The following is a 25358-nucleotide window of genomic DNA, read 5'->3' on the forward strand; positions in this document are numbered from 1 at the left end:
TTCAAGTGATTATTACAAGCGTCGGAATATGCATAAACATAGCCATTACGGTCATGCACATTACAAAAGAAAACATAAAAGCAGCTTTTTTAGCTCGAAAAGCTTTTTTAGCAGTTAGTATCATATATGAAAAAAGGTCGTAAAACATGAGGATTTTTAAGCCTGTTATCTTGGCCTTCTCTTCACTAATTGATAAGGAATTAGTTGAGGGAGAGATAATCAATGAGCGTTATATAATAAAAAAGTTTTTAGGAATGGGGAGCTATGGCCATAGTTATCTCGTTTATGATTCCTACTTAGAAAAAAAAGTTGTTTTAAAGCTAGTTCGATTTCATAAAAGAATTACAAAAAAGGGGATAAGAATTCATCAGTATGAAATTAAGATACTGAAAAGCTTACAGCATTCCTCCTTTCCTACTATTTTTGATGAAGGGATGTGGGGAAGGATTCCTTTTTTTACAATGGAGTTTATCGATGGGAAAACATTTGAGCAGCTTATCTTTACTGACGGACAAAGATATACCGAAGAAGAGTCTTTGGTATATGGATTTAAGCTTCTAGAACGAATAGAGTACCTTCATCAAAAAGGCATCGTCCATAGAGACTTAAGAATACCAAATCTAATGCTTGAAGGAGATGATTTAAAAGTAATAGATTTTGGGTTGGCCAAGTGGTTATCACATGCTGACAATAAAAAGAGGGAACTAAAAAGCGAGATATCTCCTCAGGCTGATTACTTTCAGCTAGGCCATTTTCTCCTGTTTTTGCTTTATTCCAATTTTGAAACAAATGGTAGTGAAAAGGAGCGACCATGGGACGAAGAGTTATCAATATCAATTGAGACCAATCAGTTAATCAAAAGATTGCTCCAAGTCGACGAACCTTTTGGAACGATAAATGAACTAAAAACTTGTTACCTACATGCGGTAAATAAAGGGAGGAATAAACATGTCACTTTTTAATAAAGTATTTGCAAGTATTGGGATTGGATCGGCAACGGTTGATACAAAGCTTGAAAAAGATGTCTTCGTACCAGGAGAGGAAATAAAAGGGATTGTACAGATAAAGGGAGGGAAGCTTGAGCAGCTAATTGATGATATTTATCTGAATCTACATACCAACTATTTAAGGGAGTCAGATGATAAAAAGCATATTGTAAAAGGGGATATTGAAAGGTTCCGCCTTACTCAAGCAGTTACAATTGGTGCAAACGAGACGAAAGAAATTCCATTTGTAATTAGGGTGCCATTTGATACTCCGGTCAGCATTGGACGTACAAAAGTCTGGGTAGAAACGGGATTGGATATAAAAAATGCTGTTGATCCTTCAGACAAAGATTATATTAATGTAGTCCCTAATCAATTAATGAGAAGTGTGTTAGATACTGTTTCTGAACTAGGTTTTCGATTGAGAGAGGCAGATTGTGAAGAGCTTCCATATCGAAAAAGAAGACGATTACCCTTTGCGCAGGAATTTGAATTTGTAGCAACTTCTGGACCATTTCGAGGAAAACTAGATGAGCTAGAAGTGATATTCTTTCCGCAATCAGATGAGCAAATGGATCTTGCGCTACAAATAGACCGGAGAGCAAGAGGATTAGGTGGGTTTTTAGCAGAGGCTCTTGAAATGGATGAAACGAATATCCAATTGAGTATTCATAGTAGTGACCTTCCGATTCTAAAATCAAAGCTTGAATCCATTATTAGTCAATATTCTTAACTTTATTTAAACACTTTTTTTGTCAAAAAGGTAAGTCGACAAAAAAAGTGTTTTTTTGATGAAGGATTCGACAGTGATAAAGTCTAATCAAAAAGGGAGGGGATAAAAAGGGGGGGCTTGAGGTTGTTAAAGGAACGGAGCAGGTTATTAAAGAAAACGTATGAAGTAATGATCTTTCAAACACCCAAATTCAGGCAGACTAAAGGGTATAAACAAGTGTACCGTATGAATGTAACGGGCAGTTCACATCTGCATATTTTAGAAGATGTGTTTCGTATATTTAATGTAAAAGACAGCATTCCAAATGATTATCAAGGTCGATATATAGGTACAGGTGATATTATTTATATTGACGAGGGGAGACAGGGGACTAGTTACTATCAACTTCAGCCAGGTGGTTGGAAAAAAATAAGTCGAATTCACGTACTTTAACAAAGCTGTGGAGACACTCCGCAGTTTTTTATTTTTACAGTAATTATGGTATAGTTTTATTTGGTAAATATTATATCTGTAAACTAAAACGGGAGTGAAAACAAGATGAGTGTACATATCGGCGCGAAAGAAAATGAAATAGCGGAAACAGTTCTTCTTCCAGGAGATCCTTTACGAGCAAAATATATCGCAGAAACCTTTTTAGAAGGTGCTACTTGTTATAATGAAGTTAGAGGAATGTTAGGATTTACAGGAACATATAAAGGGAAGCGAGTATCAGTACAAGGAACAGGTATGGGAGTTCCATCAATCTCTATTTACATAAATGAATTAATGAATAGTTATAATGTTCAAAACCTCATTCGAGTAGGTACATGTGGGGCAATTCAGAAGGATGTAAAAGTAAGAGACGTGATTTTAGCAATGAGTGCTTCTACAGATTCCCAAATGAATCGACTAACTTTTGGTGGCGTCGACTATGCTCCTACTGCGAACTTTGATTTATTAAAGCGCGCATACGATGTAGGTGTAGAGAAAGGTTTGAACTTGAAGGTAGGTAACGTCTTTACTGCGGACATGTTCTATAACGATAATAGCGAACTCGAAAAATGGGCGAAATACCAAATACTAGCGATTGAAATGGAAACAGCTGCTCTATATACATTAGCTGCCAAATTTGATCGTAAAGCTTTATCTGTTCTAACGGTAAGTGATCATATCCTTACTGGAGAAGAAACGACAGCAGAAGAAAGACAAACCACTTTCAATGACATGATTGTTGTTGCATTAGATGCAGCCGTTCAATAAAAAACAAAGCAGCTTCTATAAATTAGAGAGGCTGCTTTTTCTATTCTCTTTTTCTCAAAAAGGATGCTGCATTTTTTTATTGATGATAAAATAGAAATATTGTATTAGAAAAAGAAGATAGGTGGAAATAATGCGCAAATATTTATTATCTATTGCAGGGATTACCCTCTTATTGTCCGGGTGCGATTTTAGTAAAATCCCATACGTAAATAATAATCAGAAGGAAGAAACAACACAGACGGATGAACAGGAGAATGAACCTATCGTTGACCAGGAAAATAACGGTCAAAGTGATTCAACTGAAGAAGAGTCTACTCAAGATCAGCAGATTCCGGAAGGACCTACTCTAGAGGCCATTTATTTTAACGACGTAAAAGAAGTTAACGGAAAACAAGTCATTCAAAACCCACTGAATGTACTTGCTCTTGTAAATAAAATGTTTGCTTTGCCAGATAGTTATAATCCTACTGACCTTGTAAAACCGAATGTTTCATTTTCCTTCGGAGATCAAACAATAGAGAAAAGCTTAATGAGGCAAGAGGCGGCAATAGCACTAGAGAAAATGTTTGTCGAAGCAAAAGCGAGTGGAATTGAACTATATGCAGTATCCGGATATCGGTCTTACGAAAGACAACGAGTTATATTTGATGCAGAAGTAAAGAAGAGTGGAGAAGAAAAGGCAGCACAAGTCGTGGCCGTACCTGGAAATAGTGAGCACCAAAGTGGACTTGCTATGGATATATCAGCAAAAAGTGCTAACTTAAGTTTAACAGAAAGTTTCGGTGAGACAACAGAAGGAAAATGGTTGGCCGCAAACGCACATAAATACGGGTTTATCCTTCGATATCCAAAGGGAAAAGAATCCATTACAGGATATCAATATGAGCCTTGGCATTTTCGTTATGTTGGTGTGGACGCTGCGCAAACCATCTTTGAAAAAAACATTACGCTTGAAGAATACTTTGATATCGTTGAAAAAATTTAATTAACAACTTTAAAATACTAAAATCTTTGTTAAAACAAATGCAAAGATGTTATTCTAAACAGTAAGAACAAGCCTATGGAATGAAAGTGGTGAAGCATTTGGAAAACGAACAACGACCAGAGGAACAACAAACAGGTTCTGGTAAATCAGCCTATATTCAAATAAAGAAATTTCATTTCGTTATGTTGTTGTTTTTAGTGGTATTCCTAGCTGCTGGTATTACTACGTTTGCCCTTGCATTTGGTGATGAAAAAGTAGTAACTGCAGGTACGGAGAGAAAAGAATTTGAGAAGCTATACAATGCTTTTGATACGATCCAAGATAATTACTTTAAAGAGGTCGATGAAAAACAACTTGTAAATGGGGCAATTGATGGAATGCTCCAATCATTGGATGACCCTTATTCTGACTATATGGATGAAGAAGAAGCATCAAGTTTTCATGATAGTATTTCTTCTTCATTTGAAGGGATAGGGGCCGAAATTCAGGAAAAGGATGGCTATATTATTATCGTCTCTCCTTTAAAGGGATCACCTGCTGAAAAGGCTGGTTTAAAGCCGAATGATAAAGTCGTATCTGTGGATGGAAAAAACATTCAAGGAATGGGTTCCACAGAGGCTGTTTTACTTATCCGTGGTGAAAAGGGTACAACAGTTAAGCTAGTCGTACAACGACCTGGTGTGTCAGAACATCTAAACTTCTCAATTGTAAGAGATACAATCCCGATTGAAACAGTCTATGGAGAAATGGTAACTGATACGATTGCGAAAGTTCAAATAACGACTTTCTCTGAGAATACCTCAACTGAGTTAATTACGATCTTAAATGATCTGCAATCTAAAGGAATGAAAGGTCTAATTTTAGATTTAAGGCAAAATCCAGGGGGGCTTTTAAATCAAGCGGTTGCGATTTCGAGCTTGTTTGTCCCTGAAGGAAAAGTGCTATTTAAGGTTGAGGACCGGGATGGGAATATTGAAGAGGTTAAATCAGAGCAAAAGGAAAACCCAGATATCCCATTAGTTGTAATTGTTGATAAAGGAAGTGCTTCAGCTTCAGAAATACTAGCAGGAGCGGTGAGTGAATCGGCAAACGTCCCATTGGTCGGAGAAAAATCATTTGGTAAAGGGACGGTCCAAAGAGCCCAAGATTTTTCTGATGGTTCGAATATGAAGTATACAACAGAAAAATGGTTAACCCCAGAAGGCAATTGGATTCACGAAAAGGGGATTGTTCCTGATTATGAAGTAGCAATGCCAGAATACGCAAATATATCCTATATTGACCCAGAGCAGGAGTTAACACTTTCGGTTGCTTCCAATCAAGTAAAAGCTGCCCAGCAAATGTTAAAAGCTCTTGGTATTGAGCCAGGAAGAGAAGATGGATACTTTGATGAAGCCACTCAAAAAGCTGTTATTGAATTCCAGAAACAGCAAAATGTTGAACAAACAGGTATTCTAAAGGGTGAGTCAACCATTTTATTAATGGAGAAATTAAGAGAACTCATTCAAGATAACGACCCACAGATTCAAAAAGCAGTGGAACTTCTTCAACAAGAGGTAAAGTAATAAGTGAGAGCTTTCCCATTATTCGGGAAGGCTTTTTCTATGTAAAAATGTACAAAACGACAAACACTAATCTCTAAGTTGATAAGAAAAATTTAGTTCCAGACGGGGTGAATACAATGAGACGTATGATAGCTGTTTTCCTGATTTTTTTATTAACAGGCTGTGGTTATTACTCCTCGAAAGAGAACAATGAGATTAATCAACCCAATATAATAAGCAGAACCGTTGAAGAAACAAGTGAAGAGATGCCATCGGAGCGGTTTCATCCATTTCAATCATATAAAAAGGATGTAAATGTCCTATTACTAGGGGTAGACAGTAGAGGAGAATCATCCTCAAGATCAGACACTATTATGCTTGCCAAATACGAGCCATTAAACAAAAAGGTCAAGCTAGTTTCCTTAATGAGAGATTGTTATGTAACGATACCAGGATATAATAAAAGTAAGTTAAATCACGCTTATTTTTATGGTGGAGACAAGTTACTAAAGGAAACGATTGAAAAAAATTTCAATGTAAAAATTGATTACGTTGCTCTGATTGATTTTCAAGGGTTTATTGAAGTGGTAAAAATACTTGCTCCACAAGGATTAAAAGTAGATGTATCAAAACCTATGATGAAGGATTTACGGATTTATGGTGAACCGGGAATGCATGTACTTAATGGACAACAGCTATTGGATTATGTAAGATTCAGGCATGATGCAAAGAGTGATTTTGGAAGAGTTGAAAGGCAGCAGGAGATTATCATTTCGTTAAAGGATGAAGCGGTTGAAACACTTGGTTCATTTGATGGAATTGTAAAATTACCAGAAATTTTAACTGAGGTTGCTAACCATGTGGACACCGACATTGTTCTTAAGGATTACTTGACACTTGGAGCGACTTTTATTCTAAACCCTGTATCAAATGTCGAAACATTACGAGTACCGGTTGAAAATAGCTACACAAATAAATATACTAAGCATGCAGGAGAAGTATTAAATTTGGATATACAGAGAAATAAGGACGCTATTTCTAAATTCTTATCAAAAGAGGCTAGAGAATAGGGAAGTTGTTCATACATCTTCTCTCTTTTTTCTGAAAAATGTAATTATGCCAATGGGGGAAAATAGGTTATGAAACAAACGGAAGTTTATATATTATCGGGGTTTTTAGGAAGTGGCAAGACGACTTTATTAAAGAAACTTTTACAAGCAGAGAAGGAGAGAGGCAGAAAGGTTGCCGTACTGATGAATGAACTTGGTAAAGTATCCATCGATTCCGATGAAGTATCTGATGACGTACCATTAAAAGAATTACTAGGTGGATGCATTTGTTGTACGATCCAAGATAAACTTGAAGCACAACTTCAGGAGTTATTAATGACTCATCAACCGGATTGTATATACATAGAAACAACGGGAGCTGCACATCCAGTCGAAACTTTAGATGCTGTGCTCTCTCCATTGTTTGCAACCCAACTTCATGTGAAAGGAATTCTTACCGTTGTTGACGGTAGACTTTGGTTAGAGCGCCGATCATTCTCTCCTCAAATTCAGCAGTTGGTTACAGAGCAAATTAGACACGCCGATTTAATTGTCGTAAATAAAACAGATGAACTAAGTGAAGGTGAAAAGGTAATCATTACGACTGGCATTCAATCTCTTAATGAAAAGGCAAATGTGATTTTAACTACCTACTCTAGTGTGTCAATGAATCAAATCCAATCTCTGGCATATCAGAAAAAGCCTCATTTGAACAAGAGTCATGTTGAAAATGATTTAAAATTGAGTACATTTGTTTATTCGTTTTCAAAGGCTGTTGATATGGATGGGTTTGAGAGCTTCTTACAAGAATTGCCCGACACGATTTATCGAATCAAGGGTTATGTGAAATTTTCATCTACTTCATTTCCTTACTTATTTCAGTTTTCGTATGGAATGCCGATTTACATAAAAGAAGAGATGAATATGCCGTTAAATCTAGTATTTATTGGAGAAAACATTCTATGGGATGAAATTTCTAAAAAGCTTCAGCAGTTGGAGGAAAAGTACCTCAAGTAAGGGGAAAAGGAAAGCTTGAACATGTGCCCAAGCTTAATTGTTTTGATTTTGTCCGAATTTAACAAATGTTCTTTCATCTTCAATAAGTCCACAAGCTGCACATTGTACTTTATAAGATGGGCCTTTGTAAGCCATATGGAATGGAGAAAGTTGCTCTTGTGAGTACTCCTCCATCACGTTACCAGTTTGAGGATCTAACTTTACGGATTGTGGTTCTTGCTTAATAAGATTAAAACGACTTCGATTCGTTTTACAATTTGGACAACGATAAGGCTCAGCCAATGTTGATTCTCCTTTCGTCTTTTATGATGTATATTCTTTCCTTTTTTATATCGAATATGTATTCGAATAATAACAAATAGAATGGTTGTGAAGTAAATGGAGAAAGTGATAGAAGCATATCGATCGCTTTGGAATAATCGTCTACTTAATGAGGGAGATGATGAAGAAATTCTTAGAGAGGCGATCTCACGGGAACTTAAGGATGAGTTTTCCCATCCTCGAGTTCGAAAACAGCCCCATGACAAATATTACTTAGCAACAAAAAGGGTGATTGATTCTGACATCGAATCTGAATTGAAACTTTCACTTCTTACCATCCATGTGGAAGAAATGGAGAAAATATTGTCCGTAACAAGGAAGCTTTAGCTTCTTGTTACGGAAGTAAGGTGAGCACTGAAAAGAAATGAAGAGTGGTTCCAGCAATAACAAAAAGGTGCCAAATGGCGTGGTGGAATTTGAACCCTCTCCAAACATAAAAAATGGAACCAAAGGTATAAAGCAATCCTCCGATAACGAGTAAATACCAACCCGTTGGATCCATGCCAGTAGAGATTGGCTTATAGGCAAATACTATTAACCACCCCATCACTACATATAAAGCAGTGGAGATGAATAGAAATTTTTTGACATAAAAGGTTTTAAAAACAGTTCCACCAATTGCTAATCCCCAAACGATTCCAAACAAAGTCCAGCCTAGTGCACCTTTGACAAGTAAAAATAAAAAAGGAGTGTAGGTTCCAGCGATAAAAAAGTAGATGGATGAATGGTCGAAGATTTCAAATAAATCCTTTATCCTTCCTTGTGGAAAGCTATGAACCAATGTGGAAGAAATATATAAAAGTACCATTGTTGAGCCATATAAGGTAAAGCTAACAATATGCCATACATTTCCGTACAAAGATGAAAAGACAATAAGAAGAACGAGAGCAGTGATACTAAGTAGGGCTCCTATTCCATGGGTAATTGAATTTGCTATTTCTTCACCTTTTGTAAAAACATGAGTTTCAGCCAAAGGTCATCACTCCATTTCGTTATACATAATCATGTTCTTACTTTACTAGACTTTGACCAACAAATAAAACATTTTAATATATTTTTGTATTTCACACTTATTTCACACACAAGTCGTATAATAAGCGGTATTCGAACTGTTATGAGGAGTATTATGAAAATGAAGGTAAAAAAAGTAATACTGATTACGATATGGACACTTCTCTTTATCGTTTCAGGGTGTTCTAATGATCAACCAATCATTCCGGAAAATAAGTCGCTAGCAATTACAGTCAACATAAAAGATATGTCACTTTCTTTTGTTGATCTTGAAGAAGAAAAAGTAATTGAAACTTGGAAAATGGATAAGCCCTATACTGGGGGTGTATTATTACCAGATAATGATTCACTTCTTTTATACGGAAAGCAGGTCGAAACAGTTGATATTTACTCTTTACGAACAGGAAAGCGTATTAACAGTTGGGAAACAGGTAGAGGAATCGTCGAAGGAGTTTTGATGTCTGATCGTGAAGAAATTGCCTTGTCTGATCAAGAAAGACAGTCTGTAAGATTCTTTCGTTTTGATGGGAAGGAAATCAATGAAGTGGTAAAGACCGGTAATCCGCTAGCGTTAATACCTACAAACTCTCAATTATTTGTAGTTAGTTATAATTCTAAAAAGCTAACCATAGTTGATCTCCAAAGCAAAGAAATAACGAGTCAATTTTCAATTCATTCGGTAGCTACTGGCGCGATTATACAGGAAGATAAGAATGAAATATGGATAGGTGGCCATGGGCTAGGCTCAGAGCTCGAAAGTTATATCCATGTTTATGATAGTAAGACCGGTGAGTTAAAACGGAAGATTTCAGCTCCTATTATGCCAATTAATTTATTACAAAATAATGATGGGACATTTGCTCTAAGTCATGGTTCTAATAGCCTTTATAAAATATCAAATGAAGGAGTTATACAAGCGAAGATTACTGTGGGAGCGAATCCTTTTGAAATGACAGAGTATAAAGACCAGCTAATTGTAGCGGGTTATGATAGTAATGATATTCATTTCATCACGGAAAAAGATTTAAGTAAAGGGAAGTCAGTTAAGGTTGGCAAAGGCCCCTTTAAATTAATCATTAGGGAGATTGACTAATGGATATGCAAATTCAAGTTCTCATTGTGGATGATGAGGAGGATATGAGGCAGTTACTGAAAATGTATCTTGAGAATGCTGGGATGATTTGTACACTTGCCACAAATGGCGAGGAGACGTATAAATACGTTACTGGCAATCGCTTTGACATTATCTTACTGGACATTATGATGCCAGGGGATGATGGATTTGTTGTTTGTGAAAAACTTCGTCAAGTCTCAAATACACCTATTATTTTTCTATCGGCAAAGGGAGAAGAATGGGATAAAGTGAAGGGTCTCAAAACTGGGGCAGACGACTATATTGTGAAACCGTTTAGTCCTGGTGAACTTGTTGCTAGAATACATGCTGTTCTTAGAAGAAGTCATACATTTAAGAATGAAAATGAAATGATTAAGGCAGGTACCATTTTTATCGATAAGAATGCTCGTAAGGTAATGGTTCAACATGAACATATTGTCCTGACTTTAAAGGAATATGAAGTACTTCTTTCCTTAATCGAGCACCACGGTCAAGCACTAAGTAGAGAACAACTTCTTGAACATGTGTGGGGCTTAGGTTATAGCGGAAGTCTTCGTACAGTTGATACACATATAAAAACTTTACGTATGAAGCTTGGTAAGGCAGATTACATAGAAACGGTCTGGGGAATCGGTTACAAGTTTGAGGTGCCTGCTAATGCAATTTCTTCCTAATACTCTTTCAAAGAAATTATGGGTTTTTGTTACAACAACTATTATTATTACCATTGGTATTTCGTTTGTATTATCAAATTATTTTTACGAAAAATTATATGTTGAAAACGTAAGAAGAGGGTTATTGGAAGAAGGAACAAGGCTCTCTGATGAATACGAAGGTGGACCTTTATCGAGTGATTTAATCGAAAAAGTAGAATGGTACAATACAAAGAACGAATCAGAGGTTTTTATTGTTAGTAATCCAAAAGAGTTAAGCGCTTGCTTACCATATGAAATCGATTACGATACACTTATTGGACCGGAAGAAAGAGATCGGTTACTCAATGGCCAATCTGTCGAAAAAATGGGGTATGAAGAACGGTTTGATCGAGATGTTATGGCCGTGATTGTCCCTTTAATTGATTCGGATCGACTTGAGGGGATCATTTATTTATATGTACCTTTAGCAAGAATCTCAGAGCTTACAAACGATTTTTCAATCATTGCTCTGGTGGTCGGGTTAATCTTTGTCATTATGTCAGTTTACATAGGGACCATTTTTGTAAAAAAAATGACAAAACCCTTAGAAATTATGAAAAAGGCTGCTGAAAAAGTAACAGCTGGGGACTATTCAGCTAGAGTACCTGTCTTTTCTAAAGATGAAATCGGCCAATTAGGAACCGCCTTTAACCTCATGTCGATTTCCATACAAAGAGAAGATGAAAGGAAAAAAGTATTTTTAGAAGATGTATCACATGAGCTACGTACCCCAATTAGTTATGTGAAGGGTTATAGTGAGGCATTAAAAACGGGTCTAGTAAAGACGTCCCAAGAGCAAGAGCGTTATTTAGCCTTGATACATAGAGAAGCAAGCCGTATGGAAAGGCTTGTAGGAGATTTACTTGATTTATCAAGATTTGACTCAGAAGATTTTCGTTTAGAATTACGTCCATTACCATTAGCTCAACTTGTTGAGGATTGTCTGGAAAAGTACAATCCTACACTGCAACAGAAGGGCTTACTACTAAACTCAAACCTAGATCCTGACATTATCGTAAATGCTGATGAGGGCAGAATAGAACAAGTGATTCAGAATATCGTAGATAACGCAATTAATTATACGGTGCTAGGGCGTATAACCGTGCTTCTATCAAAACATGAAAAAGGGTGTATACTTTCTATAAAGGATACAGGCATTGGTATTCCTAGGGAAGATATTCAAAGAGTTAAACAAAGATTTTTCCGTGTGAACAAAGCACGGACTAGAAGTGATGGTGGTACAGGTCTTGGGTTGGCAATATCCAATAAGTTGATTCAACTACATGGAGGCGTGCTTGACATAGAGAGTGATCTTGGAGAAGGAACGTGTATCTCCATCGTTCTTCCAGTTATCTAAAAAAGATCTGAAAGGAGTAATCGGAGTGAAAAAAGGATTTATTTTTATTATGTTCACATTTTTGATTATGAGTTTAGCAGCTTGTGCGCAAGCAGAGGATGAAACCCCTCAGTTTTTAGATGTAAAGCTGACGATTAATCCAGAACATGCCGAAAAAGGACAAAAGGTTGTATTTGAAGCGAAAGTAACCTATGGGGAAGAAGAGGTAACAGATGCGGATGAAGTCTCCTTTGAAATATGGCGAGCAAATGATGAAAATCATGAAAAAATAAAAGTAGAACATAAAGAATACGGAGTGTACGCCCTAGAAAGAACTTTTGATATGGATGGAACGTATTATGTATATGCCCATGTTAATGCAAGAAGCATGCACAATATGCCTAAAAAAGAGTTTGTGGTGGGGATAGCAAGTGAAAAAGAAGAGGATTCATCTTCTTCAAGGATGGAAGATGAAGAGGACCATACCGGTCACTAATCCTCTCTATTTATAAATAAAACAACAACTTCATTTTCTTTTGGTAGTTTAATGGTTAATATCCCATCTGTAAGAGAATAACGTATTTCTTCTTTATTAATATGAGAAGGAAGCGTTATTCTTTTTTCAAATGTAAGATGTGGTCTTTCCTTCAAGTGATAACGTATGCCCTCTTTCATCGTTCGGCATGTACCGGTTAGGATACAAACATCGTTCTCTAATTTTACAAGTATATCACCTATTTTAATGCCAGGTATCTCTGCTTCTAGAATAAAGGCTTCATCATCTTCATATAAATCACAGCGTGGAAAGTTTTTTTGTTGCAGCTCCATCGTCCACTTCATAGCTGACTCGGCTTCTTTTCTCCAGGATGATTCTAAGTTACAGTCATCATTAAAAAACATCACATGGTCACCCTTTAATAAATTTCTTTTACATCAATTTCAGAGTACTGAAAATCTGTGCTTTTTGGAATTTTTACTTCAAGAACGCCATCTTTATATGTTGCTACTCCACCTTTTTTCTTCACTGTTGCTGGTAAGGTGTATACTTGACGTTCTGATTCAATTGGGTAATTTTCAATAATAAGCTGATTCGACGTATGACAGACTTTTATTTTCTTAAGACAGTCTTCGTCCTTAATGGGAATCATAGCAAAAACGAAGTCATGTGTTTCAAAAATATGAGCAGAATGAGTGTCCTTTTTTAAAGAGCTCGAATTCTGGTTACTTTGTGAATTTGTAGCAAACTCAGGAGAAAAGCTGGCTCCATTCATTCCTTGGTTAAACACTTTATTCATGGTCTCCTGAACGTATTTCTCGACATCGTGAGGTTTCATTCCTTGAAAACTGCCCTTCATATCCTTTCCGAAGGGGAACATATTCCATGGAAACATTTGTACCACCCCTAATTATAAAAAGTCTCCACTACATCATATGCAATAACATGGGTATGGTTAAATACAATTTAGACACTTTATATTTGCATTCAAGCGGACTTCTTTTTAGTATATTTATTAGAGAAAACAAAATTTAGTTATTGTGAGGTTATTGATTTGAATTCAAAAACAGCTTTGATTACAGGGGGAGCGACGGGTATTGGGAAGAAAATTGCCGAGGAGCTTGCTCAAAGAGGAATAAATCTCGTTGTTAACTATCGAAGCAGTGAAAATGAAGCGATGAACCTTACAGAAGGATTAATCGCCAAATATGGAATCAGGATTGAACTCATTCAGGGGGATATTTCTAGTCAGCAGGATTGTATAAAAATTTGCGAATATATCAAACGAAAAAATATAACGATAGACATTCTCATACATAACGCGGGGCCTTATATTCATGAGAGGAAAAAACTAACTGATTACTCCATTGATGAATGGAATTATTTAATTAATGGTAATTTAAACGCAGTGTTTTATTTAACAAAAGAATTACTCCCTAAGATGAGAGAGCAAAAGTGGGGAAGAGTCATAACCATTGGATTTGATCGAGTGGAAACGGCACCAGGTTGGGTTTATCGTTCAGCTTTTGCTGCTGCAAAGACGGGCCTAGCAAGTTTAACAAGAACCCTTTCTCTCGAGGAGGCTGAAAACGGTATAACAGCAAATATGGTGTGTCCGGGAGACATTACTGGTCATTGGAAAGAGTCAAATATACTTGAGGCACAATCGCAAGTTTCAACAAGTATACCAGTTGGTAGGCCTGGGACAGGAGAAGATATCTCAAGAGTTGTCGCTTTTCTCGTTGACGACCAGTCGAGCTTTATAACCGGTAGCATAATCCCCGTAACAGGAGGGGTGGACGTACTTGGGAAAGTTCATAATAAATGACCACTTTACAGGATTCTCAAAGAGGTATAGTATATAGTATTATTTACGATATCATTGGAATACTATTCCAATGATATTTTGCGTTTTATATTTTAATAAAAGAAGGGTATTTATGAACAAAACCATAAAATTAACTCCTGCTCAATTATTAATTTTCATTTTTATCTTTTTTATCTTCTTAGGAACGATACTTTTGTTATTACCGTTTTCAACTCATAAACCAATTACATTTATTGATGCGTTGTTTACGACCGTTTCAGCCATGACGGTAACAGGATTAGGTGTAGTTGATACAGGAACACACTTCACCTATGTAGGACAATTGATTATCGCTTTGCTCATACAGCTTGGTGGATTAGGGATTATGACTTTTTCTGTGTTTATTTTTATTGTTCTAGGAAAGAAGATTGGATTCAAACATCGACTGATTATGCAACATGCTCTTAACCAAGTAAATATTGGTGGGGTTATAAAGCTCGTTAAGAATTTGTTCTTTTTTTCTATCACTATTGAATTTATTGCCATGATTATTCTGGCACTTCGTCTTGTTCCCGAATTTGGTTGGAAAAAAGGGTTGTTTTCAAGCTTTTTTCACTCTATTTCAGCATTCAACAATGCTGGTTTTGCCCTGTGGCCGGATAATCTTATTCAGTTTGTGGGAGATCCTATCATAAATATTATCATTAGTGCTCTTTTCATAATTGGTGGAATAGGATTTACTGTATTAGTTGATTTAAAGGAAAAGAACTCTTTTTCAAAACTTAGCTTACATAGTAAGATGATGATCGTAGGGACTTTAGTAATAAATATCGTATCCATTCTACTCATTTTTGCATTAGAGTTTAGAAACCCTCTAACTCTTGGTAGCTTAACAACTGTTGAAAAGCTTTGGGCATCTTACTTTCAAGCAGTTTCACCAAGAACAGCAGGTTTTAACACCATTGATATTGGTTCAATGAATGATCCAACGATCTTCTTTATAACAATTTTAATGTTTATTGGTGCCGGTAGTGCTTCTACTGGTGGTGGGATTAAGTTGACCACCTTTATGGTTATATTGTTTTCTACATTTTTCTATTTAAGAGGACGAGATGATATTCAAATCTATAGGAGGAATATTCCATCTGGATATATTGCACGCGTGACAGCAATTGCTATGACCAGTGTTCTTATCGTGGTGTTAGCCGTATTGCTTATTAACATCATAGAGCCTATCCCTTTTTTACCATTATTGTTTGAGGTTGTATCTGCATTTGGAACAGTCGGGTTGTCCATGGGCATAACCGCTAGCTTGACTGTTCTCGGAAAGTTGATCATCATACTTGTCATGTTTATTGGGAAAATCGGTCCGTTAACATTAATGTTTATGCTTGCAAGACCACAAAAATTAAATTTCAAATTTCCAGACGAAGAAATATTAACTGGATGAGTAAAAAGAGGGATCCTTGGATCCTTCTTTTTTCTTATAATCATTTATAGTAAAATAGTATGAGGTAGTAAAAATATGAAGGCTCTAGGTGAGAGAAATGACAACGTACAAACAATTTATTAAACAACTAATCACCAATTATATTATTGGTTCCTTATTAGCCGTCTTCGGAGTCGGGGGAACGCTCATGTTTTCAACTATTGATATTAGTGCAAATGACCAGTTTTATTTACTATTAATCATGGTTCTCTCAGTTTTTTGTATGTTCACATGTGAAGCGATTACGTTCTATTATCATATAAAGCCTATTAAAGCTGTATTTACTACTACCAATGTAAAAGACGAAGAAGTAAGAAAAGGTCTTAGACAGCTATATCAGTTTCCTATCCTTACGGTGAAACGAATCATGCTGCCACATTACTTAGGACTATCCATCCCCGCAACATTGTTAGCAGCTATCTTTATTTCTATGGGGAAACTTCATGTTCCCATGATATATATCCTTTACTCAACGATAGCAGCCATATTTGTAGCGATTCTTCATGCATTAACAGAGTTTTATTTAACACTGCGAGCGATACAACCAATTTCAATAGCGATGAAAGATATGCTTAGATTAGGTGAAAACTCTTTATTTTTTGAAAATGATATGGTTGTTGCTATTCAGAAGAAATTTCAATACACTATATTAATTATTGGGGTTCTCCCTGTCCTACTTTTCCTTTTAGCAGCACAAATCAAATTGTCGCAATTAACCGGAATGGAAATAAAAGTGTATTGGCAATGGGCCGGATTAATTATTGTTTTTACCGTTATATATTCCATATTAGTATCTAGGTTTATGACAAGAGATATTGAAAGTCCTCTTCGTCAACTACAGGAATTAATGGAAAATGTTAAAAATGAAAACTATAACTTTATTAAAACAAATGTGTATACAGATGAATTTTCAAAAGTGTTTATCGGATTTAATCATATGGTGAATGCCATTAATGAACGGGAATCCACCAATAAACAGCTATTAGAAAGTTTTATGACATCTCTTTCAACTACTCTTGATGCGAGAGATCCATACACGTCAGGTCACTCTTCCCGTGTAGCAAAGTTCTCCCTTGAAATTGGTCAAGCCCTTGGTTTAGATAAGGATGATTTAGACCTGCTCTACCAAACAGCATTATTACATGATATAGGGAAAATTGGTGTGCCTGACCATGTATTGCTCAAAGAAGGAAAGTTAACGGAAGAAGAGTTCGCTCATATTAAAGCTCATCCCGTAATTGGAGAACATATATTAAAGCAGGTACAACCGGTAAGTAAAGTTGCTGGGATGTTACCAGGTATTAGACATCACCATGAACGAATCGATGGAAAAGGGTATCCAGACGGGTTAAAAGGACAGGAAATTCCCCTTTATGGTCGAATTATTGCAGTTGCTGATAGTTTTGATGCCATGACGTCTGATCGTCCATATAGAAAAGGAATGATAAAAGAAAAAGCATTAAATATTCTTCTTTCTGGTAAAGGCACCCAGTGGGATAGTGAAATGGTGGATCTGTTTATTTCTAATATGAATCGTATAAAAGAAGAAGATAAAAGGCCAGCTCTTAGTTAGAGCTGGCCTTCTTACTATACATTTTTCTTTGTACATAGATTAAGCGACTGGACAAACATATTGCACCAACAGCTAATCCTGAAATGAGACCAATCCAGTATCCAAAAGCACCCCAATCGGTATAATGGCCTAAATAGTAGCCGAATGGAAGGCCCACTATCCAATAAGAAACAAGTGACATAATAAATGTGATGTTAACATCCTTGTAGCCGCGTAGAGCACCTTGAACAGGTGCTTGAATGGCATCTGAAAGCTGGAAAAATAATGCATACAATAAGAAATGTGCCGTTAATTGTAATACTTCATGATCACTTGTATATATAGAGGCAATTTCTGTTCGTAATAGAGCTAAAATAATTCCACATACAAGAGCCATACTAACAGCCATTATTAATCCAATCCAGCTATAGATTTGCGCATCACGATACCTTTTTGCCCCCACTTCAAAGCCAACAACAATTGTCAGAGCCATAGATATACTGAGAGGGATCATGTAAAGAAAAGACGCGAAGTTAAGAGCTGCTTGGTGAGAAGCAATGGTAACGGTATTAAAGGTACTCATCAAAAGGGTAACAGCTGCAAAAATACTCGTCTCAAAAAATATCGCTAAGCCAATCGGAATGCCAATCATAAGTATTTCTTTCCAAGCTTTTAATGCGAATGGATAAATCTTACTGAACACATGGAAAGTTGAGAAAGACTCTTTAGAAGTAATAATCCATATCGCAATCCCTGTAACCATCCAATATGTTATGGCCGTGGCATAGCCAGCACCAACTCCCCCGAGCTCAGGAAACCCAAATTTACCATATATAAGTATATAGTTGAAAATAATATTAATAGGTAGGGAGGAAAGAGCTATAAACATGGTAACTCTAGTTTTTCCAAGTGCATCAATAAATGAGCGCAATACTTGATAGACAAATAGGGGGATAATCCCAAAACTAAGAGCTACTAAGTAGTCATGAGCAACTTGTTCAACAGCTGGTTCAAGACTCATAGACTGAAGAATATAGTCTAATGTAATCGCACCTATGATAAGAACAACTATTGCTAGAGTGATTGATAGATAAACTCCTTGAATGACCTGAAAAGGTATTTCCTTACGTTTCTTTGCTCCAATAAGCTGTGATACAACTGGAGTTATTGCAAGCAAAATCCCACTTAAACCTGTAAATACAGGAGTCCAAATACTCGAACCAATGGCGACACCTGCTAGATCAATCGGACTGTAGTGACCTGACATGGTTGTATCAAAAAAATTCATTGAAAATAAAGCAAGTTGAGTAACGAGAATGGGTAAAAGAATGTACAAAAGTTGTTTGATTTTTTCTTTCTTTGTGTGTGTTTGATTCATTATGATTTTCCTCAGTTTCTATTCAAGTAACGATTGAAATTATAACACATTTACTTCTGTTGCCTAACAAATTTTTGACACAAACCTTTCACGTACATGTCATAATATTTTTTAAATTTTATGAACAGTTTGATAGGGGTGAATGAAATCTAATTCTTTTGTGAAAAATGAAGACAACATCTCTTGAAAGGAAGCGACCTGCATGAATTTCAACTTAAATCGCATTAATCCCAATCAAACTCAGGTACTATACATGGATGGGCGTTTTGAAACACTCACCAATGAGGAACTTGATGACCTCCTTACTGCCGACTTCGTGGTTCAGGAGGAAGTCCCTCAACAACCACAATAAAAGAAACGCTCATTATAAAAAGAGCGTTTCTTTAAATCATATATACGTTTATGCTTCTAATAGGTGTGTTGAATCTTGATGTAAAGGTTGTTGCGATTGATGATGGCTTTCACGCTTAACATGCAATGTGTATAAATCTTTTGGTATTTCGTATAAGTTATAAAGATCTTCATCTTTGTTTAATTGGTCAAGTAATGCTTTTCTCGTTTCATTTGCGCAAACAACATAAGGAAGTTTCTCAGCTGCTTTTTGGGAGCGGACATTAACCTTTCTTATTCGCATATAAATGGTCTCTATTCCTAATTCATAAAAAAGCTCTTCAAAAAAAGTTTCTTTGGCAATCTTATTGTATCCTTTGCCATGGTATGGTTTTCCAAGCCAAGTGCCAAGAAAGCCGGCATTGTCCTCGATATCAAACAAATTAATTGTACCTATTGGAGAACCCCATTCATCAAGAATCGTACGAGAGATTATTTCTCCACGTTCTTCTGCTTCCATTGTTTGTTTTGTTATAAATAAATATTCGTCATAACAATGTGCTTTTTGACGCACAAAAGGAAAGACTTCTGGATGCGTCATCAAATCGTAAAGTGCATGGCAGTCGTGAAGCTCGCGCTTCTTGATCATGTGTATCCCTCCAATATGAGGACAGTCCGACTCCATGACAAATAGAGCTCCGATCCTACCCTCGAAATTTTTTGTAGTGCTAAAAAATTTCGGGGTGGGAATCGAACCCACTAGAACCAGATACCTGGTGGCGCACCATTTGCCTTCCCTAGTCTTGCCTATATTTTATTCTAATAAAATAAATTACTTATTACTCACTAAAGTATCATACTAAAATTTATTCCCGATTGGAATAGGAAAATGCATAGAAAATGATCTATTTTTATCGTCAATTTTTGACAGACAAAATCCTACAAAAATCACGCTTGACTATATACTATAGAGCCTTTTATCATTGTCCATTTTGGTTTTGATAAAAAATGGAATGGATGATGACTCCAAAGAACTAGGTCTGCTTCTTTACCAATTTCAATGCTTCCAATTTTATCCTCAAGTCGTAAATTTCGTGCTGGTAATATAGTAATTCCTTCTAATGCCTTTTGCTCTGGAAGTCCTTCTCGAGTAGCAATTGCTGCACAAATATTTAAGTACTGAATAGGGGTATATGGATGATCCGTTGTAATGGAGACTTCTACTCCATGGTCAGTTAATTCCTGATAAGTTTTCCAACTTTTGTTCTTTAGTTCTACCTTTGAACGCCTTGTTAGGGTTGGGCCAACACTAACCTTGAGACCAATCCCTTCCAATTCTTCTGCAACAAGATGGCCTTCTGTACAATGTTCTATTCGTAAGTCGAGGTTAAATTCTTCTGCAAATCGAACCGCCGAAATGATATCGTCTGCCCGATGAGCATGTATACGAACTGGTATCTCTCGTTTTAATGCCATAACAATCGGAGCAATTCGTAATAAATCTGGATTATCACAATACTGAGCTTCTCTAAACTTTTCACGAAGCATTCCCATGATTCCCATTCTAGTGATCGAATCATTATTTCCTTGACTATGGATTCTTTTTGGATTTTCACCTAATGCAATTTTTAGACCGGCTGTTTCTTGCGCAATCATCTTTTCAATATTTTTTCCAAATGTCTTAATGACAGAGGTCGTTCCTCCAATTACGTTGGCGCTTCCTGGCATAACATGAGCAGTGGTGATTCCATGCTTGATAGCATCAGAAAAGGCAGGGTCAAGAGGATACACACCATCTATGGCACGAACATGAGGACTCATTGGATCGATTGTTTCGTTCGCATCATTACCAGCCCAGCCTGTCCCTTCATCGTAAAGACCTAAATGGGTATGTGTATCAATAAAACCTGGTAATAAAAAATAACCATTGCAATCAATGATCTTTGTTGTACTGTCAGAAGAAATTTTAGAATGAATTTTACTTATTTTACCATCCTCGATTAAGATATCCCCACAATGAATGGGTTTTGAAGTAATGGGATAAATATGAGCATTTTTTAATAGTATTTTGTTCATCTTTTCAACCTAACTTTCATTCATATTCTTTTATGTTTCAATCTCCCAAACTATAAAGAATGGAAAAAACCCACCAGAAGGTGAGTGTATTAAAAAATTCCCATCAACTGTAGTATGATGATTAATAGACCTAATATCCAAACATACACAGCAAAAAATCGTAAGGAGTGCTTCTTTAAAAAATTTATCATCCAAACAATGGCAAAATATCCAAATAAAGCTGAAGCAATTGTCGCAACAAGAAGACTGCTAAAGCTAATATTCTCAACCTGTCCAGATGCTAATTCTCCAAATTGTAAAACCACTCCACCAGCAATAGCGGGAATAGAAAGTAGAAATGAGAAGTAAGCAGCAGTTTCGCGATCGAGCTTTCTGAACAGACCGGCGGCAATAGTTAACCCTGAACGTGAAACAGCAGGGAAGATCGCTGCAGCTTGGAAAGTTCCGATGAATAAAGCGTCTCCGTATGTGATAGAATGAAGCGTTTTTTCACCGCGACGTACACCCTCTGCGATCCATAAAATAATTCCAGTAATAATAAATTCCCAGCCTATGGTGATACCGCTCTTAGAGATAGAATCAAATAAATCACTTAATAAGAGCCCAACTATAACTGCTGGAATCGTACCAATGATAACAAGTTTAGAAAGCTTTCCAAAAGGATTCTTTATTATTGTAATGAGTTCATTTTTATAAATGACTAAAACCGCTAATAGTGTTCCGATATGTAGCATCGTATCTAAGAAAATACCCGCTTCATCAAGTCCAAATAAATGCCTTCCTAAATACAAGTGACCAGTACTAGAGATGGGTATAAATTCTGTTAATCCCTGTATAATACCGAGTACAAATGCTTCTATTTTAGACATCATTAGCTGCTTCACCTCTCTATAAGTTGACTACTATATATCTATGGCAGCGTGTCCAGATCAAGAACTCTCGAAGTCGGAATATTTGTACATAATTCTTATGAAACCTTTCATAATTTCAACCGTAAATAATACTATAGGATAAAAAGGAGTGAATAGAATGCCAACAAATGAAGAAAGAACCTTGGCAGCTGCCATTTATGTGATTAGCTTTTTTACAGTGTTTATCGGGCCATTGCTAATTTGGCTTATTAAAAAAGATTCGTCATCATACATTGATTACCATGGAAAAGAGTACATGAATTTTTTTATCTCCTACACCGTCTACACGTTTGTTAGTGTTATTTTAATGATTGTCTTAATTGGTTTTTTAACCATTTGGGTCGTTGGACTGGCTGGATTTATCTTTACGATTATTGGGGCTATTAAAGCGTACGAGGGAACATCTTATCGAATTCCGCTCATTTTCCGTCTCATACGATAATGTTTCACATAAAAGCCTAGAGGACTCTGGGCTTTTTTGTATGTAAGAAAAATTGAAATTTGTTATAATATGTAAATGAAGGTATAAAGAAAGGAAGTAATGGTGTGTTTGTAGAGGGAACAGGTCTTGTATTAGAAGGCGGCGGAATGCGCGGAGTATATACAGCAGGTGTGTTAGAGAGTTTCTTAGACAATGGAATATCTTTTCCTTATGTCATAGGAGTGTCTGCAGGTGCTTGTAATGCTGCTTCGTATTTATCACAGCAGAAAGGGAGAAATAAAAGGGTGAATCTTGAGTATATATCGGATTCACGTTATCTCTCTTTGCAGAATTATATAAAAAAACGGGAGTTATTTGGGATGGATTTCATCTTCAATGAAATTCCATCAAGGCTAATCCCGTTTGACTTCGAAACGTTTTATCAAAATAAAACAGAATTTGTCATTGGAACAACTGACTGTATTTCGGGTCAACCTGTGTATTTTAAAAAAAGTGATTATGGTAAAGATATGCTGACGGTATTGAAGGCGTCGAGCTCTCTGCCATTTGTATCACAAGAAATATTTTTTAAAGGTAAATACCTATTAGATGGTGGAATAAGTGATTCGATTCCTTTAAAAAAGGCCAAGAGTGATGGTTTTGGAAAGAATGTTATCGTATTAACTAGAAACGAAGGGTATACAAAAAAACCATCACGATTTGGTTTTATTGTGAAAAAGAAGTACTCTCAGTATCCCGGTCTTCAACGAGCGTTAACACGCCGATATCAAATGTATAATGACACAATAAATGAGATTATACAGGAAGAAAAGAAGGGAAATATTATGGTTATTCGACCGTCAAGCCCAATTAAGGTTGGACGATTAGAGAGGAATGCGACGAGACTAGAAGAGCTATATCAACAAGGATACGAAGATGGGCTTGCAAGTATTGAGGCTATTATGCGTCTTTAAGCCTAAAATTACATATAATACAAGTTTCATTGATTGGTTTTGTTTTGAATACAATGTAAAACATTATCAGGGAGGAGATTAAAATGACGGTATGGGTCTTGCTTGCACTTACACCTTTTATTACTCTCTTGTTTCTTGAAGAGGTTATTCAATTCTTTTATCAACGTTATGTATATGGGGCTGGAAAAATTGAGAAAAAACTATCACTTTTTATTGGTAACTGTTTGAAAAAAGTGAAGAATGTAATTCACCGAACAAAAGTAAGGGTGCAAGGATAATAAGAAGTATCATGAATAGTGAAACAGTTTCATAGAATGAATTAGGGAAATTTTTTCTAAGGAGACTGTTTTATGAAAATCCATAATTATTATTACTACGCAGCGATGACAAGTTTACATGCGAGCATTGTTGCACAAATACCACCATTTTTTCTAGTATGTATCGGTATTACTCTGAAACAACATTATAGTATTCTCCTATCAATTCTGCCTTTTATTGTTTACAGTTTCATATCTTATCAAATATTTCTAGTCAATAAACATAGAATGGAAGATTCGGAAGAGTCGGTTATTGGGAGATCAGCAGAGTGTGTTGTAGGTTCTTCTATGGCTATTCAGTTTCTTCCTGCCCCCTCATTAAGGATGCTTCTATTTAGTGAAAATGGTCAACTTAGTGCGGAAATAAAGGACTTTTATCAATACAAATTTAGATGGTTTATTCCTTATTTTATAGATCAACTTTTCCCGAAAACGTATACCTTTTCAAAGTCAGATGTTGGAGAGTTATACACGTTTATACTAAAAGGTAAGAACATTTTAATCATGAATAATGTGGGTGGTAAATGTGTTACGCGTGTTCAAAGGAAGTCTATTAAAAGGTATGTGGTAGAAACGAATTTTGCTAAAAAGGAAGTAATCGTTCAATCCTCTGCCTTTTTTACGGATATCAAAATATACAACTTTCAAGGAGAAATATTGGCTAGAGTGAGACGAGGTTTTCTGCCGCGTATCTGGGACAAGCATATTAAAGATGTTAATACACCCATACTTACTTTTAGTAAAGAAGTATCCGATTACGATAAAGTCATACTCCTTTCCATTCTGACCAAGATTTATCGCTATAGAAATCATTGAGCTCTGAGATAGAATAATTCAAATAGTTATAGTATGATGAAACCAACTTCAACCTGGGTTGGTTTTTATTGTGGAGGATTTACGATGAGAAAATTTATGATCATCATTGCGTTGATTGTCTCAGTTCTGTTTATCATTGACAAGTTTGTATTAAAAGAGAAGGGGTTAATTAGCAAAGTAGACGAAAATAAATACGAAATAATCAAAGATGCCAACAGTCTTCCAGTAGGAATAAAATTGGAGAATCAAGCACCAAACGTTCAAGTGATGGATTTAAACGGGAACCAAGTGAGCCTGTCAGATTATCGTGGAAAGAAGGTTCTATTGAATTTTTGGGCAAGTTGGTGTCCACCTTGTAAAGCTGAAATGCCACATATGGAGGAGTTGTATAAAGAACATAAGGATGATGGATTTGTCATTCTTGCGTTGAACATGACAAACACGGAAGATAGCCTTGAGGACGTAACAGCCTTCGTCCGCGACCAAAAGCTGACCTTTCCCATTTTATTAGACGAAAAGGGAGAAGTGTCTGCTGAATATGAAATCTTGGCATATCCAACAAGTTATTTTATTGATTCAACCGGAGTCATAAGAAATAAAGTGACAGGTGCTCTTGATAAAGAAAATATGTATAAAGAATTGATGCGACTACCTTAACAAGGAATTGGCAGTAAGGGCAAAATGTGATAAAATATATGATTGTGGCTGACTCATATTTACTGAGTGAAAGCGGGTAGGGAGAGGGCTAATTAAATAGATTG

29 protein-coding genes are annotated in these 25358 nt (G+C 36.1%); 21 read left to right on the forward strand and 8 right to left on the reverse strand.

Annotated elements, in window-relative coordinates; genetic code table 11:
- The first annotated feature begins 146 nt into the window (after positions 1 to 146).
- From ACQ5H4_RS01610 to ACQ5H4_RS01645, 8 genes are all read left to right on the forward strand, one after another.
- Positions 147 to 962: a serine/threonine protein kinase gene (locus tag ACQ5H4_RS01610; protein ID WP_430773228.1), complete on the forward strand. Its 816-nt coding sequence runs from the start codon at positions 147 to 149 to the stop codon at positions 960 to 962.
- The gene (locus ACQ5H4_RS01615) at positions 949 to 1719 is read left to right on the forward strand and encodes a sporulation protein (protein WP_430773229.1); all 771 of its coding nucleotides are present in this window, start codon (positions 949 to 951) and stop codon (positions 1717 to 1719) included. Before ACQ5H4_RS01610 ends, ACQ5H4_RS01615 begins: the two co-directional genes overlap by 14 nt.
- Before the next feature lie 123 nt (positions 1720 to 1842).
- Positions 1843 to 2151, forward strand: a complete 309-nt coding sequence (locus ACQ5H4_RS01620; protein ID WP_430773230.1) for a YodL domain-containing protein — start codon at positions 1843 to 1845, stop codon at positions 2149 to 2151.
- A 105-nt stretch (positions 2152 to 2256) separates the two neighbouring features.
- Positions 2257 to 2958: a purine-nucleoside phosphorylase gene (gene deoD, locus ACQ5H4_RS01625; protein ID WP_430773231.1), complete on the forward strand. Its 702-nt coding sequence runs from the start codon at positions 2257 to 2259 to the stop codon at positions 2956 to 2958.
- A gap of 130 nt (positions 2959 to 3088) precedes the next feature.
- Positions 3089 to 3943, forward strand: a complete 855-nt coding sequence (locus ACQ5H4_RS01630; protein WP_430773232.1) for a M15 family metallopeptidase — start codon at positions 3089 to 3091, stop codon at positions 3941 to 3943.
- A gap of 80 nt (positions 3944 to 4023) precedes the next feature.
- On the forward strand, positions 4024 to 5508 hold the full coding sequence (locus ACQ5H4_RS01635) for a lmo1851 family serine protease (protein ID WP_430773233.1): 1485 nt from the start codon (positions 4024 to 4026) through the stop codon (positions 5506 to 5508).
- Between the two features lie 116 nt (positions 5509 to 5624).
- Positions 5625 to 6557 carry an LCP family protein gene (locus ACQ5H4_RS01640; RefSeq protein ID WP_430773235.1) on the forward strand — a complete coding sequence of 311 codons (933 nt, stop codon included), beginning with the start codon at positions 5625 to 5627 and terminating at the stop codon, positions 6555 to 6557.
- A gap of 69 nt (positions 6558 to 6626) precedes the next feature.
- Positions 6627 to 7553, forward strand: a complete 927-nt coding sequence (locus tag ACQ5H4_RS01645) for a CobW family GTP-binding protein (protein WP_430773236.1) — start codon at positions 6627 to 6629, stop codon at positions 7551 to 7553.
- Between the two features lie 33 nt (positions 7554 to 7586).
- Here ACQ5H4_RS01645 and ACQ5H4_RS01650 read toward each other — a convergent pair whose 3' ends face one another.
- The gene (locus ACQ5H4_RS01650) at positions 7587 to 7835 is read right to left on the reverse strand and encodes a DNA alkylation repair protein (RefSeq protein WP_430773238.1); all 249 of its coding nucleotides are present in this window, start codon (positions 7833 to 7835) and stop codon (positions 7587 to 7589) included.
- A gap of 96 nt (positions 7836 to 7931) precedes the next feature.
- Here ACQ5H4_RS01650 and ACQ5H4_RS01655 point away from each other — a divergent pair, with 96 nt between their 5' ends.
- Entirely contained in the window at positions 7932 to 8201 is a 270-nt protein-coding gene (locus ACQ5H4_RS01655; protein WP_430773239.1) for a hypothetical protein, read from the forward strand.
- A 7-nt stretch (positions 8202 to 8208) separates the two neighbouring features.
- On the opposite strand, the gene trhA is transcribed toward ACQ5H4_RS01655, so the two are convergent.
- Positions 8209 to 8847 (reverse strand): PAQR family membrane homeostasis protein TrhA, encoded by a 639-nt coding sequence (trhA, locus tag ACQ5H4_RS01660; protein WP_430773240.1) that lies wholly within the window; start codon positions 8845 to 8847, stop codon positions 8209 to 8211.
- A 159-nt stretch (positions 8848 to 9006) separates the two neighbouring features.
- Here trhA and ACQ5H4_RS01665 point away from each other — a divergent pair, with 159 nt between their 5' ends.
- The 4 genes from ACQ5H4_RS01665 to ACQ5H4_RS01680 are packed head-to-tail and all read left to right on the forward strand — an operon-like array spanning position 9007 to position 12526.
- On the forward strand, positions 9007 to 9978 hold the full coding sequence (locus tag ACQ5H4_RS01665) for a YncE family protein (protein ID WP_430773241.1): 972 nt from the start codon (positions 9007 to 9009) through the stop codon (positions 9976 to 9978).
- 5 nt (positions 9979 to 9983) lie between these two features.
- Entirely contained in the window at positions 9984 to 10673 is a 690-nt protein-coding gene (locus tag ACQ5H4_RS01670; RefSeq protein ID WP_488592166.1) for a response regulator transcription factor, read from the forward strand.
- Positions 10657 to 12051 (forward strand): sensor histidine kinase, encoded by a 1395-nt coding sequence (locus tag ACQ5H4_RS01675; protein WP_430773243.1) that lies wholly within the window; start codon positions 10657 to 10659, stop codon positions 12049 to 12051. Before ACQ5H4_RS01670 ends, ACQ5H4_RS01675 begins: the two co-directional genes overlap by 17 nt.
- A gap of 25 nt (positions 12052 to 12076) precedes the next feature.
- Entirely contained in the window at positions 12077 to 12526 is a 450-nt protein-coding gene (locus ACQ5H4_RS01680) for a FixH family protein (protein ID WP_430773245.1), read from the forward strand.
- On the opposite strand, the gene ACQ5H4_RS01685 is transcribed toward ACQ5H4_RS01680, so the two are convergent.
- Together ACQ5H4_RS01685 and ACQ5H4_RS01690 are read right to left on the reverse strand one after the other, a co-directional pair.
- The gene (locus ACQ5H4_RS01685; protein WP_430773246.1) at positions 12523 to 12930 is read right to left on the reverse strand and encodes an Hsp20/alpha crystallin family protein; all 408 of its coding nucleotides are present in this window, start codon (positions 12928 to 12930) and stop codon (positions 12523 to 12525) included. The genes ACQ5H4_RS01680 and ACQ5H4_RS01685 overlap by 4 nt on opposite strands.
- 14 nt (positions 12931 to 12944) lie before the next feature.
- The gene (locus tag ACQ5H4_RS01690) at positions 12945 to 13421 is read right to left on the reverse strand and encodes an Hsp20/alpha crystallin family protein (RefSeq protein ID WP_430773247.1); all 477 of its coding nucleotides are present in this window, start codon (positions 13419 to 13421) and stop codon (positions 12945 to 12947) included.
- Positions 13422 to 13580: 159 nt separating this feature from the next.
- Between ACQ5H4_RS01690 and ACQ5H4_RS01695 the strand changes: the two genes are divergently transcribed.
- From ACQ5H4_RS01695 to ACQ5H4_RS01705, 3 genes are all read left to right on the forward strand, one after another.
- The gene (locus tag ACQ5H4_RS01695; RefSeq protein WP_430773249.1) at positions 13581 to 14354 is read left to right on the forward strand and encodes an SDR family oxidoreductase; all 774 of its coding nucleotides are present in this window, start codon (positions 13581 to 13583) and stop codon (positions 14352 to 14354) included.
- Between the two features lie 112 nt (positions 14355 to 14466).
- On the forward strand, positions 14467 to 15783 hold the full coding sequence (locus ACQ5H4_RS01700) for a TrkH family potassium uptake protein (protein WP_430773251.1): 1317 nt from the start codon (positions 14467 to 14469) through the stop codon (positions 15781 to 15783).
- Positions 15784 to 15880: 97 nt separating this feature from the next.
- Positions 15881 to 17395: an HD domain-containing phosphohydrolase gene (locus ACQ5H4_RS01705; protein WP_430773252.1), complete on the forward strand. Its 1515-nt coding sequence runs from the start codon at positions 15881 to 15883 to the stop codon at positions 17393 to 17395.
- Here the strand turns inward: ACQ5H4_RS01705 and ACQ5H4_RS01710 are convergent.
- From ACQ5H4_RS01710 to ACQ5H4_RS01725, 4 genes are all read right to left on the reverse strand, one after another.
- Positions 17388 to 18752, reverse strand: coding sequence for an MATE family efflux transporter (locus ACQ5H4_RS01710; RefSeq protein WP_430773253.1), 1365 nt, complete (start codon positions 18750 to 18752; stop codon positions 17388 to 17390). The genes ACQ5H4_RS01705 and ACQ5H4_RS01710 overlap by 8 nt on opposite strands.
- 400 nt (positions 18753 to 19152) lie before the next feature.
- Positions 19153 to 19731 carry a GNAT family N-acetyltransferase gene (locus tag ACQ5H4_RS01715; protein WP_430773254.1) on the reverse strand — a complete coding sequence of 193 codons (579 nt, stop codon included), beginning with the start codon at positions 19729 to 19731 and terminating at the stop codon, positions 19153 to 19155.
- A 299-nt stretch (positions 19732 to 20030) separates the two neighbouring features.
- Positions 20031 to 21158: an amidohydrolase gene (locus ACQ5H4_RS01720; protein WP_430773255.1), complete on the reverse strand. Its 1128-nt coding sequence runs from the start codon at positions 21156 to 21158 to the stop codon at positions 20031 to 20033.
- A gap of 89 nt (positions 21159 to 21247) precedes the next feature.
- On the reverse strand, positions 21248 to 22027 hold the full coding sequence (locus ACQ5H4_RS01725) for an undecaprenyl-diphosphate phosphatase (protein WP_430773540.1): 780 nt from the start codon (positions 22025 to 22027) through the stop codon (positions 21248 to 21250).
- Positions 22028 to 22187: 160 nt separating this feature from the next.
- On the opposite strand from ACQ5H4_RS01725, the gene ACQ5H4_RS01730 reads away from it, so the two are divergent.
- The 5 genes from ACQ5H4_RS01730 (at position 22188) to ACQ5H4_RS01750 (ending at position 25254) form a co-directional block, all read left to right on the forward strand.
- Positions 22188 to 22511, forward strand: coding sequence for a DUF4870 domain-containing protein (locus ACQ5H4_RS01730; protein WP_430773256.1), 324 nt, complete (start codon positions 22188 to 22190; stop codon positions 22509 to 22511).
- Positions 22512 to 22615: 104 nt separating this feature from the next.
- Positions 22616 to 23464, forward strand: coding sequence for a patatin-like phospholipase family protein (locus tag ACQ5H4_RS01735; protein WP_430773257.1), 849 nt, complete (start codon positions 22616 to 22618; stop codon positions 23462 to 23464).
- A gap of 83 nt (positions 23465 to 23547) precedes the next feature.
- Complete coding sequence (locus ACQ5H4_RS01740) at positions 23548 to 23742, forward strand: hypothetical protein (protein ID WP_430773258.1); 195 nt, start codon at positions 23548 to 23550, stop codon at positions 23740 to 23742.
- Between the two features lie 72 nt (positions 23743 to 23814).
- Positions 23815 to 24597, forward strand: a complete 783-nt coding sequence (locus ACQ5H4_RS01745; protein ID WP_430773259.1) for a hypothetical protein — start codon at positions 23815 to 23817, stop codon at positions 24595 to 24597.
- 84 nt (positions 24598 to 24681) lie between these two features.
- Complete coding sequence (locus ACQ5H4_RS01750; protein WP_430773260.1) at positions 24682 to 25254, forward strand: TlpA disulfide reductase family protein; 573 nt, start codon at positions 24682 to 24684, stop codon at positions 25252 to 25254.
- Positions 25255 to 25358: the final 104 nt, after the last annotated feature.

The sequence above is a fragment of the Bacillus coreaensis genome, from assembly GCF_050586445.1.
In the GTDB taxonomy this organism is placed as follows: Bacteria; Bacillota; Bacilli; order Bacillales; family Cytobacillaceae; genus Robertmurraya_A; species Robertmurraya_A coreaensis.

Excerpts from the sequence above, each read along its gene's own strand:
- ACQ5H4_RS01610 (WP_430773228.1), top strand. The coding sequence starts at position 147 with ATGAGGATTTTTAAGCCTGTTATCTTGGCCTTCTCTTCACTAATTGAT.
- ACQ5H4_RS01615 (WP_430773229.1), top strand. The coding sequence starts at position 949 with ATGTCACTTTTTAATAAAGTATTTGCAAGTATTGGGATTGGATCGGCA.
- deoD (WP_430773231.1), top strand. The coding sequence starts at position 2,257 with ATGAGTGTACATATCGGCGCGAAAGAAAATGAAATAGCGGAAACAGTT.
- ACQ5H4_RS01630 (WP_430773232.1), top strand. The coding sequence starts at position 3,089 with ATGCGCAAATATTTATTATCTATTGCAGGGATTACCCTCTTATTGTCC.
- ACQ5H4_RS01635 (WP_430773233.1), top strand. The coding sequence starts at position 4,024 with ATGAAAGTGGTGAAGCATTTGGAAAACGAACAACGACCAGAGGAACAA.
- ACQ5H4_RS01640 (WP_430773235.1), top strand. The coding sequence starts at position 5,625 with ATGAGACGTATGATAGCTGTTTTCCTGATTTTTTTATTAACAGGCTGT.
- ACQ5H4_RS01645 (WP_430773236.1), top strand. The coding sequence starts at position 6,627 with ATGAAACAAACGGAAGTTTATATATTATCGGGGTTTTTAGGAAGTGGC.
- ACQ5H4_RS01655 (WP_430773239.1), top strand. The coding sequence starts at position 7,932 with ATGGAGAAAGTGATAGAAGCATATCGATCGCTTTGGAATAATCGTCTA.
- ACQ5H4_RS01665 (WP_430773241.1), top strand. The coding sequence starts at position 9,007 with ATGAAGGTAAAAAAAGTAATACTGATTACGATATGGACACTTCTCTTT.
- ACQ5H4_RS01670 (WP_488592166.1), top strand. The coding sequence starts at position 9,984 with ATGCAAATTCAAGTTCTCATTGTGGATGATGAGGAGGATATGAGGCAG.
- ACQ5H4_RS01675 (WP_430773243.1), top strand. The coding sequence starts at position 10,657 with ATGCAATTTCTTCCTAATACTCTTTCAAAGAAATTATGGGTTTTTGTT.
- ACQ5H4_RS01685 (WP_430773246.1), bottom strand. The coding sequence starts at position 12,930 with ATGTTTTTTAATGATGACTGTAACTTAGAATCATCCTGGAGAAAAGAA.
- ACQ5H4_RS01690 (WP_430773247.1), bottom strand. The coding sequence starts at position 13,421 with ATGTTTCCATGGAATATGTTCCCCTTCGGAAAGGATATGAAGGGCAGT.
- ACQ5H4_RS01700 (WP_430773251.1), top strand. The coding sequence starts at position 14,467 with ATGAACAAAACCATAAAATTAACTCCTGCTCAATTATTAATTTTCATT.
- ACQ5H4_RS01705 (WP_430773252.1), top strand. The coding sequence starts at position 15,881 with ATGACAACGTACAAACAATTTATTAAACAACTAATCACCAATTATATT.
- ACQ5H4_RS01710 (WP_430773253.1), bottom strand. The coding sequence starts at position 18,752 with ATGAATCAAACACACACAAAGAAAGAAAAAATCAAACAACTTTTGTAC.
- ACQ5H4_RS01715 (WP_430773254.1), bottom strand. The coding sequence starts at position 19,731 with ATGATCAAGAAGCGCGAGCTTCACGACTGCCATGCACTTTACGATTTG.
- ACQ5H4_RS01720 (WP_430773255.1), bottom strand. The coding sequence starts at position 21,158 with ATGAACAAAATACTATTAAAAAATGCTCATATTTATCCCATTACTTCA.
- ACQ5H4_RS01725 (WP_430773540.1), bottom strand. The coding sequence starts at position 22,027 with ATGTCTAAAATAGAAGCATTTGTACTCGGTATTATACAGGGATTAACA.
- ACQ5H4_RS01730 (WP_430773256.1), top strand. The coding sequence starts at position 22,188 with ATGCCAACAAATGAAGAAAGAACCTTGGCAGCTGCCATTTATGTGATT.
- ACQ5H4_RS01740 (WP_430773258.1), top strand. The coding sequence starts at position 23,548 with ATGACGGTATGGGTCTTGCTTGCACTTACACCTTTTATTACTCTCTTG.
- ACQ5H4_RS01745 (WP_430773259.1), top strand. The coding sequence starts at position 23,815 with ATGAAAATCCATAATTATTATTACTACGCAGCGATGACAAGTTTACAT.
- ACQ5H4_RS01750 (WP_430773260.1), top strand. The coding sequence starts at position 24,682 with ATGAGAAAATTTATGATCATCATTGCGTTGATTGTCTCAGTTCTGTTT.